General features: G+C 41.5%; 11 protein-coding genes. 7 read left to right on the top strand and 4 right to left on the bottom strand.

Translation table 11 applies throughout. The features are described 5' to 3' along the window. Window positions 1-106 precede the first annotated feature (106 nt). Window positions 107-3,496 (top strand): hypothetical protein, encoded by a 3,390-nt coding sequence (locus tag R8P61_14540; GenBank protein ID MDW3648284.1) that lies wholly within the window; start codon window positions 107-109, stop codon window positions 3,494-3,496. Window positions 3,497-3,499: 3 nt separating this feature from the next. Next, window positions 3,500-4,687, top strand: a complete 1,188-nt coding sequence (locus R8P61_14545; protein ID MDW3648285.1) for a hypothetical protein — start codon at window positions 3,500-3,502, stop codon at window positions 4,685-4,687. 261 nt (window positions 4,688-4,948) lie between these two features. Here the strand turns inward: R8P61_14545 and R8P61_14550 are convergent, their stop codons facing one another. Continuing rightward, window positions 4,949-5,917 (bottom strand): DMT family transporter, encoded by a 969-nt coding sequence (locus R8P61_14550; protein ID MDW3648286.1) that lies wholly within the window; start codon window positions 5,915-5,917, stop codon window positions 4,949-4,951. Between the two features lie 120 nt (window positions 5,918-6,037). Here R8P61_14550 and R8P61_14555 point away from each other — a divergent pair, with 120 nt between their 5' ends. Continuing rightward, complete coding sequence (locus tag R8P61_14555; GenBank protein MDW3648287.1) at window positions 6,038-6,631, top strand: SIS domain-containing protein; 594 nt, start codon at window positions 6,038-6,040, stop codon at window positions 6,629-6,631. Beyond that, the gene (gene kdsA, locus R8P61_14560; protein MDW3648288.1) at window positions 6,628-7,407 is read left to right on the top strand and encodes a 3-deoxy-8-phosphooctulonate synthase; all 780 of its coding nucleotides are present in this window, start codon (window positions 6,628-6,630) and stop codon (window positions 7,405-7,407) included. The genes R8P61_14555 and kdsA overlap by 4 nt, the downstream gene beginning before the upstream one ends. A 293-nt stretch (window positions 7,408-7,700) precedes the next feature. Here kdsA and R8P61_14565 read toward each other — a convergent pair whose 3' ends face one another. The 3 genes from R8P61_14565 to R8P61_14575 all read right to left on the bottom strand — a co-directional run bounded on the left by R8P61_14565 (window position 7,701) and on the right by R8P61_14575 (window position 13,863). Next, window positions 7,701-9,053 carry a RagB/SusD family nutrient uptake outer membrane protein gene (locus R8P61_14565; protein MDW3648289.1) on the bottom strand — a complete coding sequence of 451 codons (1,353 nt, stop codon included), beginning with the start codon at window positions 9,051-9,053 and terminating at the stop codon, window positions 7,701-7,703. A gap of 16 nt (window positions 9,054-9,069) precedes the next feature. After that, on the bottom strand, window positions 9,070-12,090 hold the full coding sequence (locus tag R8P61_14570; protein ID MDW3648290.1) for a TonB-dependent receptor: 3,021 nt from the start codon (window positions 12,088-12,090) through the stop codon (window positions 9,070-9,072). A 534-nt stretch (window positions 12,091-12,624) separates the two neighbouring features. Next, the gene (locus R8P61_14575; GenBank protein MDW3648291.1) at window positions 12,625-13,863 is read right to left on the bottom strand and encodes a serine hydrolase; all 1,239 of its coding nucleotides are present in this window, start codon (window positions 13,861-13,863) and stop codon (window positions 12,625-12,627) included. A 40-nt stretch (window positions 13,864-13,903) separates the two neighbouring features. Between R8P61_14575 and R8P61_14580 the strand changes: the two genes are divergently transcribed. From R8P61_14580 to R8P61_14590, 3 genes are all read left to right on the top strand, one after another. Further along, window positions 13,904-14,608, top strand: coding sequence for a peptidoglycan recognition family protein (locus tag R8P61_14580; GenBank protein MDW3648292.1), 705 nt, complete (start codon window positions 13,904-13,906; stop codon window positions 14,606-14,608). 90 nt (window positions 14,609-14,698) lie between these two features. Continuing rightward, a complete protein-coding gene (locus R8P61_14585) occupies window positions 14,699-16,606 on the top strand; it encodes a metallophosphoesterase (GenBank protein ID MDW3648293.1) in 1,908 nt (635 codons plus the stop codon). A gap of 47 nt (window positions 16,607-16,653) precedes the next feature. Next, window positions 16,654-17,973: a PQQ-dependent sugar dehydrogenase gene (locus R8P61_14590; protein ID MDW3648294.1), complete on the top strand. Its 1,320-nt coding sequence runs from the start codon at window positions 16,654-16,656 to the stop codon at window positions 17,971-17,973. Window positions 17,974-17,979 lie beyond the last annotated feature (6 nt).

Consider the following 17,979-nt stretch of genomic DNA (forward strand, 5'->3'; position numbering starts at 1 on the left):
TCAAATATTCTACTGAAATTAGATTCAACTCCTAATAAATCCAATTTGTTATATCCACAATGGTTAGAAAGCTATTTTAAATATAAATACTAGCACACTCTTTACTATGACTACAGAACTTTTCAGAATATTGGATTTCCGGCCCGTGCCGCTGGACACTATTGATAGTTCCATAAATTGGTATAAAGATCAAGTTACAATTGATCAAAATGAAGGAATTTATGACCTAATTAAAAAACCGAAAGAGGACTATACACCTGCTGATAAGACTAAGCTGGAATCACATCAATGGCTGGACGATAATAGCTTCAAAAATTATTTCCTCACTCCCTTAGCCAAAGAATGGAAAGATTCAAGTAGCTCTTTAAAGGATTTAAGAAACTTGTTGATAGTAGACGCTGCAAAAATAAACAGCTACAAAAGCACAAAGATCATAGCTGACTGTTTGGCTTTGCACCTCATTGAAAGTTATAATCTGAATAGAAAAGAAAATGCCCGCATAAAAATCAAGGATGAAATTGAGAAACGAGTTCCCATTTATCATAATCTGCCTCTGTTAGTACTTGCTACTAAAACCTATGTGAACAAAGGTAGCCTCAGCAGATCTGAACTGATTGAAATTCGGCAACTCAACCCCTATAATCTCCAGGCTCTGTTTCATAAACAGGAGTACCAATCTATGATGGTAGTCGATGAAAACATAAAACAGGTCAATGATAGCCTGAATAAGGCAGTAAAGGAACAAAAATCTTTACTTGAAGAGTTGGAGAGTCTTGGCGAAGAATTAAGGCGGGAAGCAAAAAAATTACAGGTAGAAAAAAAACGAATCCAGGAAAAGTACAATACCGATATTGAGACTGGAATAAATGAGAAAAGCAAAGGACTCTGGATATTTAGAAAAGAAACGTCCACCCAGACTGAGGCCAGCAAAACGGCAGAAAAAGAAAAAAAAGCTGCCTTAATGAAAGCAGAATCAGCTGCTTTCCAAAAAGCAAAAAAGATCCTTGAGAATAAAACCGTCAGAAAAAACGAGAAAGAAGTTAAGCTCCTTGAAGCATTTCCCGCATTAAAGGCTCCTGTGGATGAAGAGTTTCAGTCTGAAAACACCCCCCATGCACTTTTAGCAGAATTGGAGAACATTCCTTTGCAAATTATTGCCAATCTAAACCTAATATACTTGCATCTATCCGAGTTGGAAACCTATGGAGAATCCCTTCCAGAGGATTTGCCCGCCTGGACCCAGGAATATCTGGAGGATGGCAGGCCTGTTCGACAAAAACCCGCCTTAAGAGATATAGGGATAGCACAGGTACTGGATGTGGAAATGAAACCCAAGGCTTATTTCGTAGAAGAGGTATCGGATGTTGAGATTATTCGGGCCAATGAAAGCTATGAGCATGAGATTACCAATAGTATCGAAACTTTTGAAGATACGGAAGAGGAAACAGAGGAATCAAAATCAGAGTCTGAAAATTTGTCGTCAGAAGTCTCCGCTGAGTTTAGCAAAGATATAAGCAAATCAACAAATGAAGCAATCAAAGCCGAAGCCAAGCTTAAGGTTAGTGCAAAGTACGGAACAGCAAAAATACAAGCATCCGCAGGCGGGTCTTATTCTCGAAGTCAATCTGAGCAGGAAAATTCAAGCCGGAATACCGCTCAGAAAATCACCAAAGAAGCTGAAAAAAGTTTTTCTCAAAGACAATCAAAAAGAATCAGGAAGGCCATAACGACTAGGAATATTGAGCGACATCTTTTCAAAAGAGAAGCAGCCGCCCTAAGCAAAACGGAATTAAATCTTTGGCTTAAAATGCGCCAGGAAGTACAGCTCAGGCAATTTGATACAGCCCTGACCCTGGTTTTTGATATTCCTGAGCCAGGAATCTGGCTGTTGCATCATCTTCAATCCCAAAACTCACATCTGAAGGAACCCGAAATTCATAGGATCAGTCTATCCAGCATAGATGAATCAGAAATAGAGCTATGGCAAAATCGATATCCTGAAATAAGCATTCCTCTTGCCCCCAAAAAGTTCATCTACCTGACGGCTCAGGAAAATAGTGCCCAGAGTGAAGGAGCTGATAATTTTCTCGAGAATCCTGATAACAAAATCAACTTTAGCTCAAGTATCCAGTTTGCAAAAAACATGAGAATTCCTGCTCATTACATTCCTGCTAGTCTTGATGTCACTTGTTCAGGTTATTATAGGGAAAGTTCTAGTCGCAAAGATTGGTTTGAATGCCGTAGTACTTTTGGTGGAAAATATCTTGGAAGGCTAAGTGGATATGGAGTACAAAATGAAAATTATGACCTGACTGATCTATTCAGAGAAAAAGATGTAAACTATGCTGAAGGTCTTGATTTAGCTATCCATGTGCTAAGTGCTCGGCACAAAATTGCCCAGATTAATACTAAGCTGCTATGTAAACGCACAGATGCAGCCATGTATGAATGGAAAGCAGAAGTACTTCGTATAATCAAAGAGGCTCAGCTTGTCCGACAGGAAGAATATGAGCGACAATTAAGCATTGCAGAAATGCGCGGGAAGGATACTACCGTATTTAAAGAACGAAGCCCTGAGGAAAACAGGCGAATGATGGAAAATGAATTGAAAAAATGGTGTGTGCAATCTATGATAGGAGAACCTCTAGGATTTAATGAATCTGAAATTCTCGTACATAATATCAGCTATGGCAGCTTAAATATGCCCGAACCGAGATTTGGACAGGAAATGATGGGTAGGAATGGTTTGGCTTATTTAATGAATGAGTGGTTTGAATGGGACGCTATGACCTTCTTTTCTGATGATTATCTAGCAGCCAGAAGGTCGACCTGGGCAAATAAACTATCCCTGAATTATGCTGACAAAGAATTCGAAACCTTTTTGAAAGCAGGAAGGGCATCAGTTTATGTACCTGTAGCTCGAGGTAGTGAAACCAAAGTACTCAGTTTTCTACAACAATTAATGAATGTACATACTCCTATAGCTGAGATTGTCAATTCGTATTTAAGCTATGTTGACTCTGAAGATCTGGAAACATTGCCGCATATTGATCTACTCAACAAAGTACTGAGAGACAAAAAGAAAGGTTTTATTCCTGGTCCAGGTTCGCTTTCTTTTGACAATGCGGATTTAAGTAAGGCCATCCTATCATATAGTGAAGAGGATTTTGAATTGACGCGCTGGTACCCGTCAATGGATGATATAGGTAGAATTATAGAAATTCGAGGGGTTGAATATGAAATAGTTGATACAAATGATGAAGATCTTACACTGACGCTGGGAAGGCCTTATGAAGGTGCTATAAAAGAAAATTTGAGCTATCGCTTAAAAGGGGTAGCTATTGGAGAACCCTTCTATATAGATTTGCCTACAGGATTTGAGATCAACCTTACCGACGCCAAACTTGTCCTTGAGAAGCTCAATGAAATGATTGCTGGAAGCCTGCCTGAAGCTCCCCCCATACCTGTTGCCCCAGCCCTCAATGAAGAAGAATAGTTTATGGAAGATCAAAAGGACAATAAGGAAATCGTCTATGGAACAGATGAGCAGAAAGAAATTGATCAAATTAATTCATTTGAAAAAGATGATAATGCAATCCTCGAATTAATAAATGAAAGCAAAGAACGCCAATTGTTCGCGCTGAGAAGTATGAGAAGCGCAGCTATTATAGCTGTAAATGGGGTACAAGACATGAGGATTGGGTTTTTGGAAAAACCAGAAAAACCTTCGTTAAATGAGATCCTCACAGATTTAACCTTCAATACCCTGCTTTCATTTGGCCTGGCGGTAATGGGGGGACCTGGAATAAAATCTTTACTTGATACTTTGATGACTCCGATCCTGAGGTCACGTCATGTATTTAATGCTTCGGCAACATTAGGTAAACTCAGCGACCGTGGCTTTTCTGCTTATACGCGTATAAACTACAGTATAGTCAGGAAGAACAAAGGATTGCTAACGGACCGTTTTTTAGATGAAATTAAAGAAAAAGATCTGGCCGCAGCCTATAGTTTTTCTATATCGAAAGACATTCAAAATGGATATAATCATATAGATAAAACTAAAAAAATGATGGATAAGTTGAGTAAAGCTGGGAAATATAAAGAACCAGAAGTGAGAAGCAGTTTATCTGGAAATCTACTGGAAAAAGTTCTCTCTCATGTCAATTATCAAATGTATGAAGTAGGCATATTACACAAAAGCTATGAAGTTCAGATCAATTCAGGTTTACTTAACAAAAAAGAAAACAAACTACAAAAGATTGACCTGATTAGGCTGCTAATGGAAAATTGCGCTCCTGTACCCAGACCGGATCAATTTCCTATAGCTTATGACAATCTAGCTCGATTTTTTGAAGCCTGTCTATGGGCCAAATATTTATCGGAAGATTTGCTATATAAGGATCCTGAAAATCCGGATGTAGTAGGATGGGAAGCTATTGGTGCAGGTAATTTCATTGTGAAAGGTGCAGGAAAAGAACTCTCTACCTATCTGGCGAAAAGATTGGTAAATGAGAAAGGCATTTCCTTTTTTACTGCGGCAGATGCAAGAGGTGGAGGAAAAGCATTGGAATCCGCTATAACTACAGTTGGTCAGTACCTGCGAAACACCCTGGTTGAAATGGAAAAGAAAAAGAATAATAAATTTTATAAAGCACTTAGAAATCCTGAGAATTTAAGTAGATAATCAAGTGCCAAGTCGCATTTTTACTAGGTTTTCTCAATTTTTTCAACTTCTTATTTCAAGTCTAAAATTTTGAATCCATTCGATCTCCATAATCCTTTAAGTAAACGCAGGTTGGAAGAAAGAAAGAAAAATCCAGAGGCATCCATAACCTGATCAATATCAAAACGGGTTATAAAGGTATCGTAGAAACAGAAGTTCCACGCAATAATCAAGTGGCGGCAGGAAACTAAGTATAAAATATGTGAAGAATTCAGGGAGTGACTAAGCCTTGGCTCCCTGTTTTTTTTGTGTCTGCTTTTTTAGCGCTTGTTTTTTCTTTTGCTGAAGAGAAATGAAAAGGACACCCCCCAGAACCAGCACACCGCCCATAATCTGAACCATGCTCAACCTTTCTCCCAGAAAAATATAGGCAAGAATAATGGTCGAAATAGGACCCGAACTTCCGACAATGGCAGCATTGGACGCACCAATCAATCGAATGCCTTCGGATACCAGAAAGGTAGGAATGACTGTACTGAAACTCGCCATCAGGGCTGCATACATGTATACCTGCCAGGGGAAATCCAGGCTAGCAAATCCCTGATTATAGATGAGGTAATGGATAATCACTGCACTGGAGGAAACGGTAAGGGCATATGAAGTAAATACCCAGGTACCCATTTTCGGCAGCAAGCGCCCACTCCCGGCTAAATAAAGTGCATAACAAAGCGCACTGCCAAGTATCAAGGCTCCTCCCGTGTATAAATCCTTTTTGCTTCCAATTTCTACATTGCCGAAAAAGACAATCATGATCCCTATATAGGTCAGAATCAAGGCAATGATCTGCTGCCAGCTCAATTTCTCCCGAAAGAAAAACACCCCTATCAACACAACGATGGTCGGATAGATAAATAGAACCAATCTTTCCAGGCTGGCACTAATGTATTGCAAGCCCAGAAAATCAAACAAACTGGCCAAATAATAGCCCAGGATTCCTAGTGCAAAGATTTGCCAATAATCCTTTCCCTTGGGTCGATAGGTTCCAGCCTTTTGTGATAGGTAGATGGCGATCCCCAGAAAGATGGGCAGCGAGAAAAGCATCCGAAACAGCAGCAGGCTAATTGCATCGACTTCATACTGATAAGCCAGTTTTACAAAAACGGCCTTGGTCGAAAACATAACTGCTCCTAATAAGGCCATAAAAATTCCCCACAATTGCTGGTAATTTGCCCCCTGCCGTTGATTTTCCATGCTGTTTTAGCGCGCTTTTTGACGCGGACGCAAGTTAGAGGAATTGTCTGGAAAACATGCAGCTTTGCTCGAAAGTTCTGGGGCTGTATCTTTGCCCCTCGAATTAGCGTAATAAGTTCCATGACAAATAAATTGAAAGAACTGGTTGAATGCGAGATCAATTCGATTTCCAGTATTCCCCTCGATGGAAAAATTGAAGAGGCGGTTGAACTTATCTATAAACAAATCCATGAAATTGGTGGGAAGGTCGTAGTTTCAGGGGTTGGGAAAGCGGGCTATGTAGGCAGAGCGATATCTTCAACCTTTTGTTCCACAGGCACGCCTTCTGTATTTCTGGACGCCCTGGATTCACAGCATGGAGATTTAGGAGTTTTACAAAAGAACGATGTCCTATTCCTGATCTCCAATTCAGGAATGACTCGTGAGATCATCGAGTTAGCCGAACTGTCTTTAGCGTTGTATCCCAATCTTTCAATTGTCCTCTTAAGCAAAAACCCGGAAAGTCCTTTGGCCAAAATGGCTAAAATATGTGTCCTGACCGGATCGCCAACCGAAATTTGCCCACTAGGCCTTACTCCCACTACCTCGACAACAGTTATGGGAGTGGTAGGAGATCTGATTGTGGTTTTATTATTGGAAAAAATCGGTTTCACCAAAGAAATGTATGCCGCTCGTCATCATGGCGGGTATTTAGGTAAAAAAGCCAGACAATGAATAGCTCACTCACCCTTATCAGCGGTCCCTGCGCAGTAGAAGAATTGGAAACCTGCCTGGAGATCGCCAGAGAATTGAAACGAATCACCGCAAAACTGGGGATCAAATATATCTTCAAAGCCAGCTATAAAAAAGCCAATCGAACCAGCCTTAACAGCTTTACAGGAATCGATGAGGATAGCGCTTTAAACATCCTGAAAACGGTAGGAGAAGAAGTGGGAGTAGAAACCATAACGGATGTTCATGAAAGTAAAGATCCTGCGAAAGTAAGTCAGTTTGTTGATCATCTTCAGATACCAGCCTTCTTATGTCGTCAGACAGATCTTTTGTTGGCTGCGGGCGAAAGTGGATGTGGTATCAATATCAAAAAGGGCCAATTCCTTTCTCCGGAAGCCATGAAGTTTCCTTTGGAGAAGGTCCTTTCTACCGGAAATGAGAAGGTCTGGCTATGTGAAAGAGGAACTACCTTTGGCTATCAGGAATTGATTGTGGATGCAACTTCTATAGCCCGAATGAAAGAGCATGGAGCAGCAGTCATCATGGATTGTACCCATGCTACCCAAAAGCCTAATCGGACCGTAGGTACAACAGGAGGTGATCCCGCTATGATTGAGACCCTGGCCCTATCTGCCATTGTTACCGGAGCGGATGGGCTTTTTATTGAGGCGCACCCCAATCCTTCTGTAGCAAGGAGTGACTCTGCAACCATGCTTTCTTTGGAACATATGGAAGCTCTCTTGACCAAGGTGATGAAAGTGAAGGCTGCAGTTCTGTAGAAATTGTCATCTCGAAGCTTGGTAGAGGAAAGGCTTGCGGGCTGAAATATCTGGTATTTGGACTGCCTTATTTTGAGAATCATTTTGTGATGGCTAGAGATCCCGGCTCTTGGATTAAGGCCGGGATAACAGTTCGTGCATTGAATAAGTCGTAAAAGCAGCTAAGCCTCTCATCCCGGAATCTATCAGATGTCCAGGATCTCTAGCTTACTCAATCCCCCAATTTCACTCCACAGAAAAAGCCACCCCACTCGCATGGGATGGCTCCAAGGTAATAATGAGATTCCTGATTTCTAGTATCCGGGGTTCTGGGTCAATTGTCCATTGACATCCATCTCCCGTTGTGGGATCGGATAAACAAGGGCATCAGCATCAAAAGCCAATCCTCCTATGCTTACCTGATTTCTTTTTCTATCTCTCAAGAGATGACCCTCAAACATCAACTCAAGCTTTCTTTCCTGAAGAATGCGATCCAAATCCAGATTACCGGCATCTATCGCAGCCAGGCCTACTCGGGAACGCACCAGATTAATGTCTTCGGCAGCTCCTGTTGCATTTCCAGCTCTGAAACGAGTCTCAGCGCGAGTCAAATACATTTCTGCTAAACGGAGAATATTGATGTTACCGTCCTGCGCAGAATTGTTGATCCACTTTCCAGTACGATCGATCCCATTTCCATCTACATAAAATAAGTCGCGACGGGCATCACCGGATTCATATTCTGCCAGGTGGGCAGGAGTAACATCGATATCTCCCCTACCTCCAAATTCTGGAGCTGCGTAGAAAGTGATAAAATCATTAGCGCCGTCCTGTGAGGTTACCTCTATAGAGAAAATATCCTCTGGCGAATTAGAAGATGCATTAAAGCTGGCAGCATAGCTGGCATTAAGTGAATACCTCAAAGAGGAGATCACACGATCAGCTTCCTGGTCAGCCAAATCATAATTCCCCATCATGAGATGCACGCGGGAAAGAATTCCACTTGCTGCAAAGGTTGTTGCAAATACTCCATTCTCTTCTGGTAGATTTGCCTTTGCATAGTTCAGGTCAGCCAGAACTTGCTCATAGATTTGAGCAACACTCGCCCTGGGCACTTCACTGGATGCATCAATAGCACGTGTGGGTAGCAAGACGAGGGGCACAGCGAGATTACTGCCAGGATCACCCGAATTATAAGGCTTGCCAAATAAATTGACCAGGTCAAAATAGATCACAGCTCTCACAAATCTGGCTTCGGCCTCAACTCTTCCCTGATCCCCAGCTTCCAGAATATCAATGGCACTTAGGACATTATTTGCCCGGTTGATGGCTTCATAACTTTCCGTCCAGAATCTTTCTACATCTCCATTTTGAACGAGAATGGTTTTCTGAAAAATTTGCTCTGGCTCTTCAAAGGTTCCTGCCCAAATTTGCTCTCCATCATCAGCGAGCAATTCTGAGAGGTGCTGCCCTCCGCCCCAAACATCATTGTCAGACAATCCGTCATAGGAACCGACAAGCGCAGCGATAACATTATTGGCCGTATTGAGTGCAGTTTCTTCATCAATAGACTGCTGTGGAGTCACATCCAGTCTGGTATCGCAGGCAGTAAAAACCAGCGCCCCGGCACACAATACGGATAGGAATTTATTAGATAGCTTATTCATTGTTCTGTTCATTTAATTAAAATCCGATGTTAATACCAAAGATGATTGTCTTGGACTGAGGAGCAGAGTAGAAATCATTCCCCAATCCGATATTACCGGCAACAAAGTCAGCATTTACTTCTGGATCCCAACCCTGATAATCGGTGAATGTCATTAGGTTTTGACCAGTAGCATAGATGCGTACTCTGTTCATGCGGAGTTTTTGCGTAAAATCTGAAGGCAATTGGTAACCAATGCTTACTGTTTTGAGACGCAGATAAGAACCATCATCGATAAATCTGGAAGACTCACTCGCTCCATTCAGGAAGCGAACCTCTGGGATGTCTGTTACATCTCCGGGATTCTGCCAGCGGTCCAAAACTCTTCTGTCCTGGTTGTCAAACCAACCAAATCCATCCATCTGGAATACTCCACCGCCATTGTAAATCTGGTTTCCTGAAACTCCCTGAAGGAAGATATTGAGGTCAAAGCCAGCAAATGAGAAGGTATTATTGATTCCGTATATGAAGTCAGGATTAGGATCTCCAACAACTACACGTTCGGCTTCATTGATATTGTTAGTCGTACTAGTTTCATCAATTACATTTCCATTATCGTCCATAGTGTTCAGGAAGAAAAGAGCATCTCCTGTGGCAGGATCTACGCCTGCATATTCAGGTGCAAAGAATACTCCGATTGCCTGACCTTCTACTGCACGGTTGATGAAACCTCCTTCGATAACCTGATCATCCAGATTGGTAATGAGGTTCTGGTTTCTGGCAAAGTTGATGCTGGTAGTCCAACGAAATTTGCCAACAAGGTTTTCGGTATTCAATACAAATTCCCATCCCTTATTTTCCAATTCTCCAACGTTTCTCAGCTGAGAAAGGAATCCAGTTGTGGAAGGAACGTTTACATTGAGAAGAAGGTCTGTGGTGTTTTTGATGTAATAATCAATTTCACCATTAATTCTTCCTTTGAACAAACCAAAGTCCAGCCCAATGTCTGTCTGTGTAGTTGTTTCCCACTTCAGATTGGGGTTAGGAGATTGTGTAGGGTTGATACCTGAGTTCCCGGCGAAAGCCGCTCCCCCACCCCATAATCCTCGGGATGGGAAGTTGGTGGTTGGCGTATTACCCGTGATACCGTAGCTAGCTCTCAATTTCAAGAATGAGATAAGGGAATTGTCTGTAAGGAAATTTTCTTCTGAAAGAATCCAGCCTAAAGAAGCTGCTGGGAAGAATCCATACCTTTCGTCATTTCCAAAACGTGAATCGCCATCCACACGACCTGCAAGAGAAAGCAGGTATTTATCCCCAAATTTGTAGTTGGCACGTGCGAAATAGGAAACAATATTAAAGATGGTTCCAGTGGAAGTACCTCCAAATATTTCAGCGGCACTGGCCAGTTTTTGGAACTCATCATTAGGGAAGTTACGGCCTTCTACACGAGCAAATTCTGTATTAGATTCCTGGAAACTCATTCCCCCTACCAAATTCAGATCACTCTCCCCAAAGCTTGCATTATAGGTCGCAAAGTTGTTGAAAGTGAAATTGAGGGTATGGGTAAAGTTATTTCTTCCCAATCCATTAGGTTCACCAGTATTTCTGGCAACTGCACTACTGAAGTATTGCTCCTCATTTTGTGAAAGGAAGTCAACCCCAAATTCCGATCTTAAAGAGAGTCCTGGTAACACTTGCCAATCCGCATAGAAGTTTCCGATCGTACGGAAAACTCTTGCTTGAAAGCTGGTATTATTTTCATAAAGTTTACCGTTGAAGTAAACCGTTCTTTCGAAAAAATCTCCTGTTTCCGGATCAACCACCGGCTGGGCTGATGGAAGAGCAATCAATTGAAGAGGAGTTGAAAAGGAGTTGTCATTAGGTAATCTGTCGTTTCTTGTGCGGGCGAAATTCATGTTCATTCCGATCTTCACATTTCTGGAAGCTTTGTGATCCAGATTCAAGCGTCCACTGAAACGGTCGAAGTTGTTGTAAATGAGGATACCTGACTGATCGAGATAAGAAGTACTGATAAAGAAACTGGATTTATCCGAGCCTCCACTTGCACTCAGGTTAATTTCCTGAAAACCTGCGTCTTCCTGGAAAGCTTCCTGCTCCCAATCTGTATCATTGCCATCTCTCCAACCAGGGATACGGCGGTCTCTCCACTCATCAGCGGTCAAACCAAATACAAGACCGTTTCCATCATTGAAATCAGAATTGTCAAAGGCTTCTTGCCATAAATCCAGGTATTCAGGTCCGCTCAACCATTCCCGGTTATTAGTCGGCTCACTAAAGCCCTGCTTATAATCTACATTAAAGCGGGTTTTTCCAGCTTTCCCTTTTTTGGTAGTAAGGATCACAACACCATTGGAAGCACGTGAACCATAAATTGCAGCAGCAGAGGCATCCTTGAGGATTTCAATCGATTCAATATCATTGAAATTAATATCCGCCAAAGGATTCGTCGGTGCATTCAGGCTGGATTGACTGGCAGAAGTAATTACAACCCCATCAATCACATAAAGAGGTTCATTACTAGCTGTTACAGAGGCAGATCCACGGATTCGCATATTGATTCCCTGGCCCAGTTTCCCGTTTTGCTGAGAAACCAACACACCAGCAGCTCTTCCTTGCAAAGCCGACTCGAAACTGGTTACAGGTATATTTTCGATATCCTGACCGGAGATTTTAGCGATATTCCCCGTAAGGTCTCGCTTTATCTGAGTTCCGTATCCTGTAATAATTACTTCATCAATTTGCAGACTCTCGGTCATGTTGATATCAATGACCGATCTACCGTCAATGGTAATTTCCTGTGTTTCGTAGCCAACATAGGTAAAAACAAGTACTTTCGAATTTTCGGGTAAATTCACCACGTATTTACCCTGAGCGTTAGTGAGTGTGCCAATCGTTGTTCCTTGAACAACGACAGTTGCTCCTTCCAGTGCATCACCTTCCTCATTCAGGACGGTTCCAGACACTGTCCCTTGTCCATATGCTGAGGTGAACAGCATAAAAACCAGGGCAAGAGATAAGAGTCTATTTCTCTTCATAGGTTAGATGTTTAAAAAAGGCTAAAATAATTCTGTTCGGTCCTAAAGACCGTCATTACATTTAATCCGTAATTGATAGGTGCTTATGCGAGAAATAGGCGAGCGTAGATTGTGTTTTCTATACTACGCAATTGCTTGATTGCTCATAGCAATTCAAGATTAGCATAAACTAAAATAGGAATCTCATCGGTCGAATGACCATGCATGCATGTAATCTCAAATGATAGTTGCTTTACAGAATGGAGGCGAGTATTATTTGTGCTTTCAGAATGTGTCTTTCGTAGTCTCTTTTGATTATACAACATCTACATCAAATGACAGTTAAACGCCGATTTGACCTAGACTCATTTTAAATTCCCAAAAGGGATTTTGTTTATTCCAATTATGTAACGGGGAGAAACTCTAATGAGTAGCCTCTAGCTTAATTATTTCTTCAAAAATATTCTAAAAACCATGCCCAGCCTCTCGAATGCCGGTTTTTGAGAATCTGTATTCGGTGGAAAATCCTACCCCATAACAGTGTTATTATTTATTTCAATTATATATCATTCTGAAATTTTTCAAATCAGCTCTATGCTTTTTCTGTCTTTTTTCTTCAAATTCATAAATCATTCTTCCTAATTCTGCCAAAAATGGAAAGCCAATTTCCTCATATTCATAGGTATCATCATTAAAGATTTGGTTCTCATTCACAAAAATCGTCGCCGTAAGCATGAACTCTATCCCCTTTTCCAAATCAATGATGTAGGCATTGTCCGTAAGAAATCCATAGGCTACTCCTACTTTATTAAACACCCGGATATGATCCGGTATTTTTTCCTGATTATCCCCAAACATGAAAAACTTCACATATGAGTCATAATAATAACTGCTATCTGGATAGGAGGGATATCTACTCTCCCTGGGAAGGATAGACATATATTTCCACAGAAATTGACGATCCTCTTCTGACAAGTCAAATCCTAAACTCCCCATAACACTGTTAGGAAAAAATACAGACTTCAAAAGCCTTTGTTGATCTTCTATTGGGAAACGATTTTTGCTAGCGAAATCTTTGGCTTGGTTTATCCTTTCCCCTCCACGCATCTCTCCTTTTCCTAATAAGAGGCTTTCTCCATCTAAGAAAGATAATTGGCTGATCTTGCCTTCTTCCCTATATATTTCCTTCTCTTCCTCATAAAAGGTAAATGGATTTGTATGCTGATTTTCAGCTTCGCTCAAGGCAATCGATAGACGGTGGCTAATTTTCGTATCCAATAGACCTTTATCCCATAAAGCTTGATTGAGAGCTTCCTGGCCTAGAAATTCATATAGCCGGTTGAAGGCATCATTATCACTTACCACCATCACCTTTTTGATATAATTTCCGATAGAAGGAAGATAATTTTGAGCGCTGCTATCTGCCACTACCTGACTTTGTCCTGAATACACACTATCAATCCTAAGTGAAGTTTCACGATCCAGACCGTCTATATTGAGTTGCTTCAACTTTTCAAGTGCTAGCACTGCCGCCGGAAACTTAACAGTGCTGGCTGGATAGAAATACTCATCTTTGTTTAATCTAAAGGAATGGCTATGAAAGGAAGGTTGATTTTCTGCATCCCGATTAATTTGGGTATACTGGATTTGGAGACGAAATTTCTCCGCATCTTGATATACTTCGCTTACCACCCCTCCCCTTTCTTTCATCATACTTTCCAATAAAGGCACTCTCTCTTCTTCACAACTCAAAAGAAAGACCAGGAGGATTATCAGGGGACTAAAGGTTCTCATCTTGATTATTTCTTATTTTGAAACACCAATTTACACTGGAATGATTCGAAAAAATAAGATAAGCTACCTGATCCTTTGTCTTTTTCTCTTGCTCGGCTGCCGGGAAGAAAGAAAAAAGCCCCAGGAAAAAACTGCGAGACTGGAAATCATAGATAAACCCATTCAATTTGACAGCTTGAGGAAAGCACTCTCCCTTGAGTACCTCAAAGATCATCATGGACTCATTCAAAAGGAGCCTATGATTATTCCCAGGATCATCGTAGTCCATCATACGGTTATTCCCAGTCTGGAGAAAACATTTGCTGCCTTCGATCCTCCTACCCTCCCCGGAAATCGAGCTTATATCCAAAAGAGTTCGTCCCTCAATGTTTCCTCCCAATTCTCCATTGATCAAGACGGGAAAATCTACCGTTTTCTTCCAGATACGACTTTCGCCCGCCATGTCATTGGCCTCAATTATTGTTCTATCGGGATAGAAAATGTAGGCGGAAGCCAGGAATTGCCTTTAAACAAGGAACAAATGGAATCAAATATTCAACTGATCCGCTATTTGGTAGCAAGGTATCCCATTGAGTATGTAATCGGTCATCATGAATACCAGGAGTTTATAGGTCATCCCCTCTGGAAAGAAAGTGATCCCAACTACCTGACAGATAAAAATGATCCGGGAGAAGAGTTTATGTCGGGAATCAGAGCCGCTTTAGCTGATTTGAAACTAAAAGGCCTGCCTAAAAAACCTATATAGTCTTTCGGATTGATCTCAACATTTTTGGTACTCCCCGCCCTATTTGCGTAATTGTCGCTGAATTTATTAACCTAACCTATGCCTCTTGCGATGTCAAATAAAACCATCTTGAATAAGCAAAACCTCATCTTCATTTTCAGTTTTTTGTTTGTGTTTACCACTTTCGCCTGCGCACAAAAAGTGCGGGTTCCAATTGTCCATAGCAATATGGAAAAGAAAGGCGGCAAACTACAGGTAAAGGCTGGAGATCGCGTCTTTGTTGAAAGAGTTACAAATTCCAGCCTTAATCTCAACAATATGCGCGGGAATCCCACAGGTACAGAGAGTGGGATATTACTCGATTTTGCAGATACAACTTTTAGCGGAAAAGTATTCTACGGATTGCTGCCGTATCATGACTCAAAACACCCCATGCCTATTTATCGCAGACAGTTGGCGGTAGAAAAAGGAAAAGTCGAGCTGGTTTTGGCCAGAAGTTTCGAAGGAAGGTATGATATGATTGATTGGGTAACAAAAGGATATGGCACCCTGGGATATCGAGTTATTTCAGCAGATGGTGAGACTTTGTATGATGGAATAGTTGGATTCAAAAAAGACGATAATGGTTTTGGCCTGGATGCTACCATCATTGAAGGACCTTTCGTCAACATCCTTACAGAAAACTCAGCTACGATCTCTTATGAAACCCTTGAAAAGGAAAAGACTTATGTAGAGATCAACGGGCAAAAGTTTGAAGATAGTAAAGCAAGCACTCATCATGAGATTGTAGTAAGTGGATTGGAAGCCAATAAGGAATACGAATACAAGGTATTCTATGGAAGCATGAATCAGGCTTATACCCTCAAAACAGCTCCCAAACCTGGATCAAGAACCCCATTTACTTTTGCATATGCCAGTGATTCCCGTAGTGGAAATGGAGGAGGAGAAAGAGATATTTATGGTGCCAATAGCTATATCATGAAGAAAATCATGGCTTTGGCAAAAATGAAAGAAATCTCCTTTATGCAATTCTCCGGGGATTTGATCAATGGATATTTGAGCGACAAGGGGATGATGGACCTCCAATATGCAAACTGGAAAAGAGCCATTGAACCTTTTGCTCATTATTTCCCGGTTTATGTAAGCATGGGAAATCACGAAGCTTTTGTTCGTGTGTTTGCTGAAGGTGAAAGAGGATTTGGACTAATGGTTGACAGATTTCCATATGAAACAGAATCTGCTGAAGCCATTTTCTCAAATCACTTCGTACTACCTACAAATGGACCAGAAAGTGAAGATGGTGCGGTCTATGACCCGGAAGAAGCTAAAGTGAATTTCCCAAGTTATCAGGAGAATGTATTCTATTACATCCATGATAATGTGGCCGTAATTGTGCTCAATTCAGACTATTGGTATGCACCAACTACCCAGGCGCTCTCTGTTACAAGTGGGGGTATGCATGGTTATTTGATGGATCAGCAAATTGCCTGGTTGAAAAGCACCATGGAAAGCCTGGAAGCCAATGAAAATGTAGACCACATTTTTGTTACCCAACATACGCCTGCTTTCCCGAATGGAGGACATACACAGGATGATATGTGGTATAAAGGAAATAATCAAATGCGTCCTTTTGTTGCAGGTAAGCCGGTAGCCAAAGGAATTATAGAAAGAAGAGATGAATACCTGGACATCCTGGTAAATAAAAGTGAAAAAGTTATCGCTATCCTGACAGGTGATGAGCACAATTATGCTCGTACTGAATTGAGCGACAAAACTCAAATTTACCTGCCAGATTATCTGGGAGATAAAATCAGCTTATCCAGAACCATTTACCAGATCAATAATGGAGCTGCAGGAGCCCCTTACTATGCCCAGGAAGAAACGCCCTGGACGCCTATGGTGAGCGGCTTTACCACCCAGCATGCGCTTGTTTTCTTCCATATCAATGGAAAAAGCGTTGAAATGGAGGTAATCAATCCAGATACCCTGGAACCTGTAGATAAGCTAAAACTTAGATAAATACGATTATTATAAAACGGATTTCAGATCCAATAAATAGAATAAACATGTTACGGAACTACTCACTAATTCTGATTAGCCTATTTTCCTTCCTGCTATTTGCATGTGAAGGTTCCAAAACTGCTGAAAAAGAAGATAAAAGCCCTTCTCTTCCTGTTGCAGACGACAATAATGGAGGCATTCAGCTTTCAGATGGATTTGGGGCAATGGTCGTGGCAGATACACTCGGGATAGCTGGCCATATTGTGGTCGATGATGAAGGGGATTTATACGTTAAATTGAGAAGGACTAAAAATGAAGAGGGAATCATTGCCTTGAGAGACTCAAATGGCGATGGCAAAATGGATGTCCAACAAGGCTTTGCCAATTACAATGGTACTGGAATAGACTTGCACGGAAATCACCTATATGCTTCTTCTGATGTGGCAATCCATCGATACAAATTGACCCCAGGAGAATTACTTCCGGATACCAGCAGCATGGAGACCTTGATCAGTGGATTCCCCGATCAGGGACAGCATGCTTCCAAGCCCTTTGTATTTGATGACAATAACAATATCTATGTAAATATTGGAGCCCCTTCAAATGCCTGTCAGGAAAAAATGCGTCAGGTAGGCTCTCCCGGCCTTGATCCTTGCCCTCAATTGGAATATCAGGCAGGCATCTGGCGCTTTAATGCAAATGAAGCTGGCCAAACACAAAAGGATAATGGGTATAGATATGCCTCAGGTATCAGAAATGCCATGGCTTTGGACTGGAACCATAGCAGCAATGGCCTCTTTGCTTTGCAGCACGGCCGCGATGATTTACACAGACTGGCGGAAAACCTGTATTCCGAAAAAGACAATGCAATCCTCCCCGGAGAAGAATTTTTCCAGATAGATCAAGACGATGATTTCGGATGGCCATATTGCCATTTTGACCAGTTGAAAGGAGAGAAGCTCCTCAATCCTGAATATGGAGGTGATAGAGAACAACAAGGAAGATGTGAAGGCATCAAAAAGCCTATTTTCGCATTCCCAGGACACTTAGCTCCCAACGACCTGATTTTCTACCAGGGAGACCAATTCCCTTCCAAATACAAAAATGGCGCCTTCATTGCCTTTCATGGTTCATGGAATAGAGCTCCTGAGCCACAAGGGGGATATTTTGTAGTCTTTATTCCTATGGACGCAAGTGGAAAAATCACTGGAGAATGGGAAGTATTTGCAGAAGGATTTCCTCAGGTTGAAACGGTAGAAAGCCCAAGAGATGCCGTTTACCGTCCAGTAGGATTGGCAGAAGGACCTGATGGTTCTCTTTATATAAGTGATTCAAGAAAGGGAAGAATTTGGAGAGTCATGTATTACGGAAGCAAAGAAGTTTAGGATAGC

The sequence above is a fragment of the Bacteroidia bacterium genome (assembly GCA_033391075.1).
Classification (GTDB): Bacteria; Bacteroidota; Bacteroidia; order J057; family J057; genus JAWPMV01.

What these genes read in the sequence shown, in the direction of transcription:
- R8P61_14565 (MDW3648289.1), bottom strand. Translation starts at nt 9,053, where the DNA reads ATGAATAAGCTATCTAATAAATTCCTATCCGTATTGTGTGCCGGGGCG.
- R8P61_14550 (MDW3648286.1), bottom strand. Translation starts at nt 5,917, where the DNA reads ATGGAAAATCAACGGCAGGGGGCAAATTACCAGCAATTGTGGGGAATT.
- R8P61_14570 (MDW3648290.1), bottom strand. Translation starts at nt 12,090, where the DNA reads ATGAAGAGAAATAGACTCTTATCTCTTGCCCTGGTTTTTATGCTGTTC.
- R8P61_14545 (MDW3648285.1), top strand. Translation starts at nt 3,500, where the DNA reads ATGGAAGATCAAAAGGACAATAAGGAAATCGTCTATGGAACAGATGAG.
- R8P61_14590 (MDW3648294.1), top strand. Translation starts at nt 16,654, where the DNA reads ATGTTACGGAACTACTCACTAATTCTGATTAGCCTATTTTCCTTCCTG.
- R8P61_14580 (MDW3648292.1), top strand. Translation starts at nt 13,904, where the DNA reads ATGATTCGAAAAAATAAGATAAGCTACCTGATCCTTTGTCTTTTTCTC.
- R8P61_14585 (MDW3648293.1), top strand. Translation starts at nt 14,699, where the DNA reads ATGTCAAATAAAACCATCTTGAATAAGCAAAACCTCATCTTCATTTTC.
- R8P61_14575 (MDW3648291.1), bottom strand. Translation starts at nt 13,863, where the DNA reads ATGAGAACCTTTAGTCCCCTGATAATCCTCCTGGTCTTTCTTTTGAGT.
- R8P61_14555 (MDW3648287.1), top strand. Translation starts at nt 6,038, where the DNA reads ATGACAAATAAATTGAAAGAACTGGTTGAATGCGAGATCAATTCGATT.
- R8P61_14540 (MDW3648284.1), top strand. Translation starts at nt 107, where the DNA reads ATGACTACAGAACTTTTCAGAATATTGGATTTCCGGCCCGTGCCGCTG.
- kdsA (MDW3648288.1), top strand. Translation starts at nt 6,628, where the DNA reads ATGAATAGCTCACTCACCCTTATCAGCGGTCCCTGCGCAGTAGAAGAA.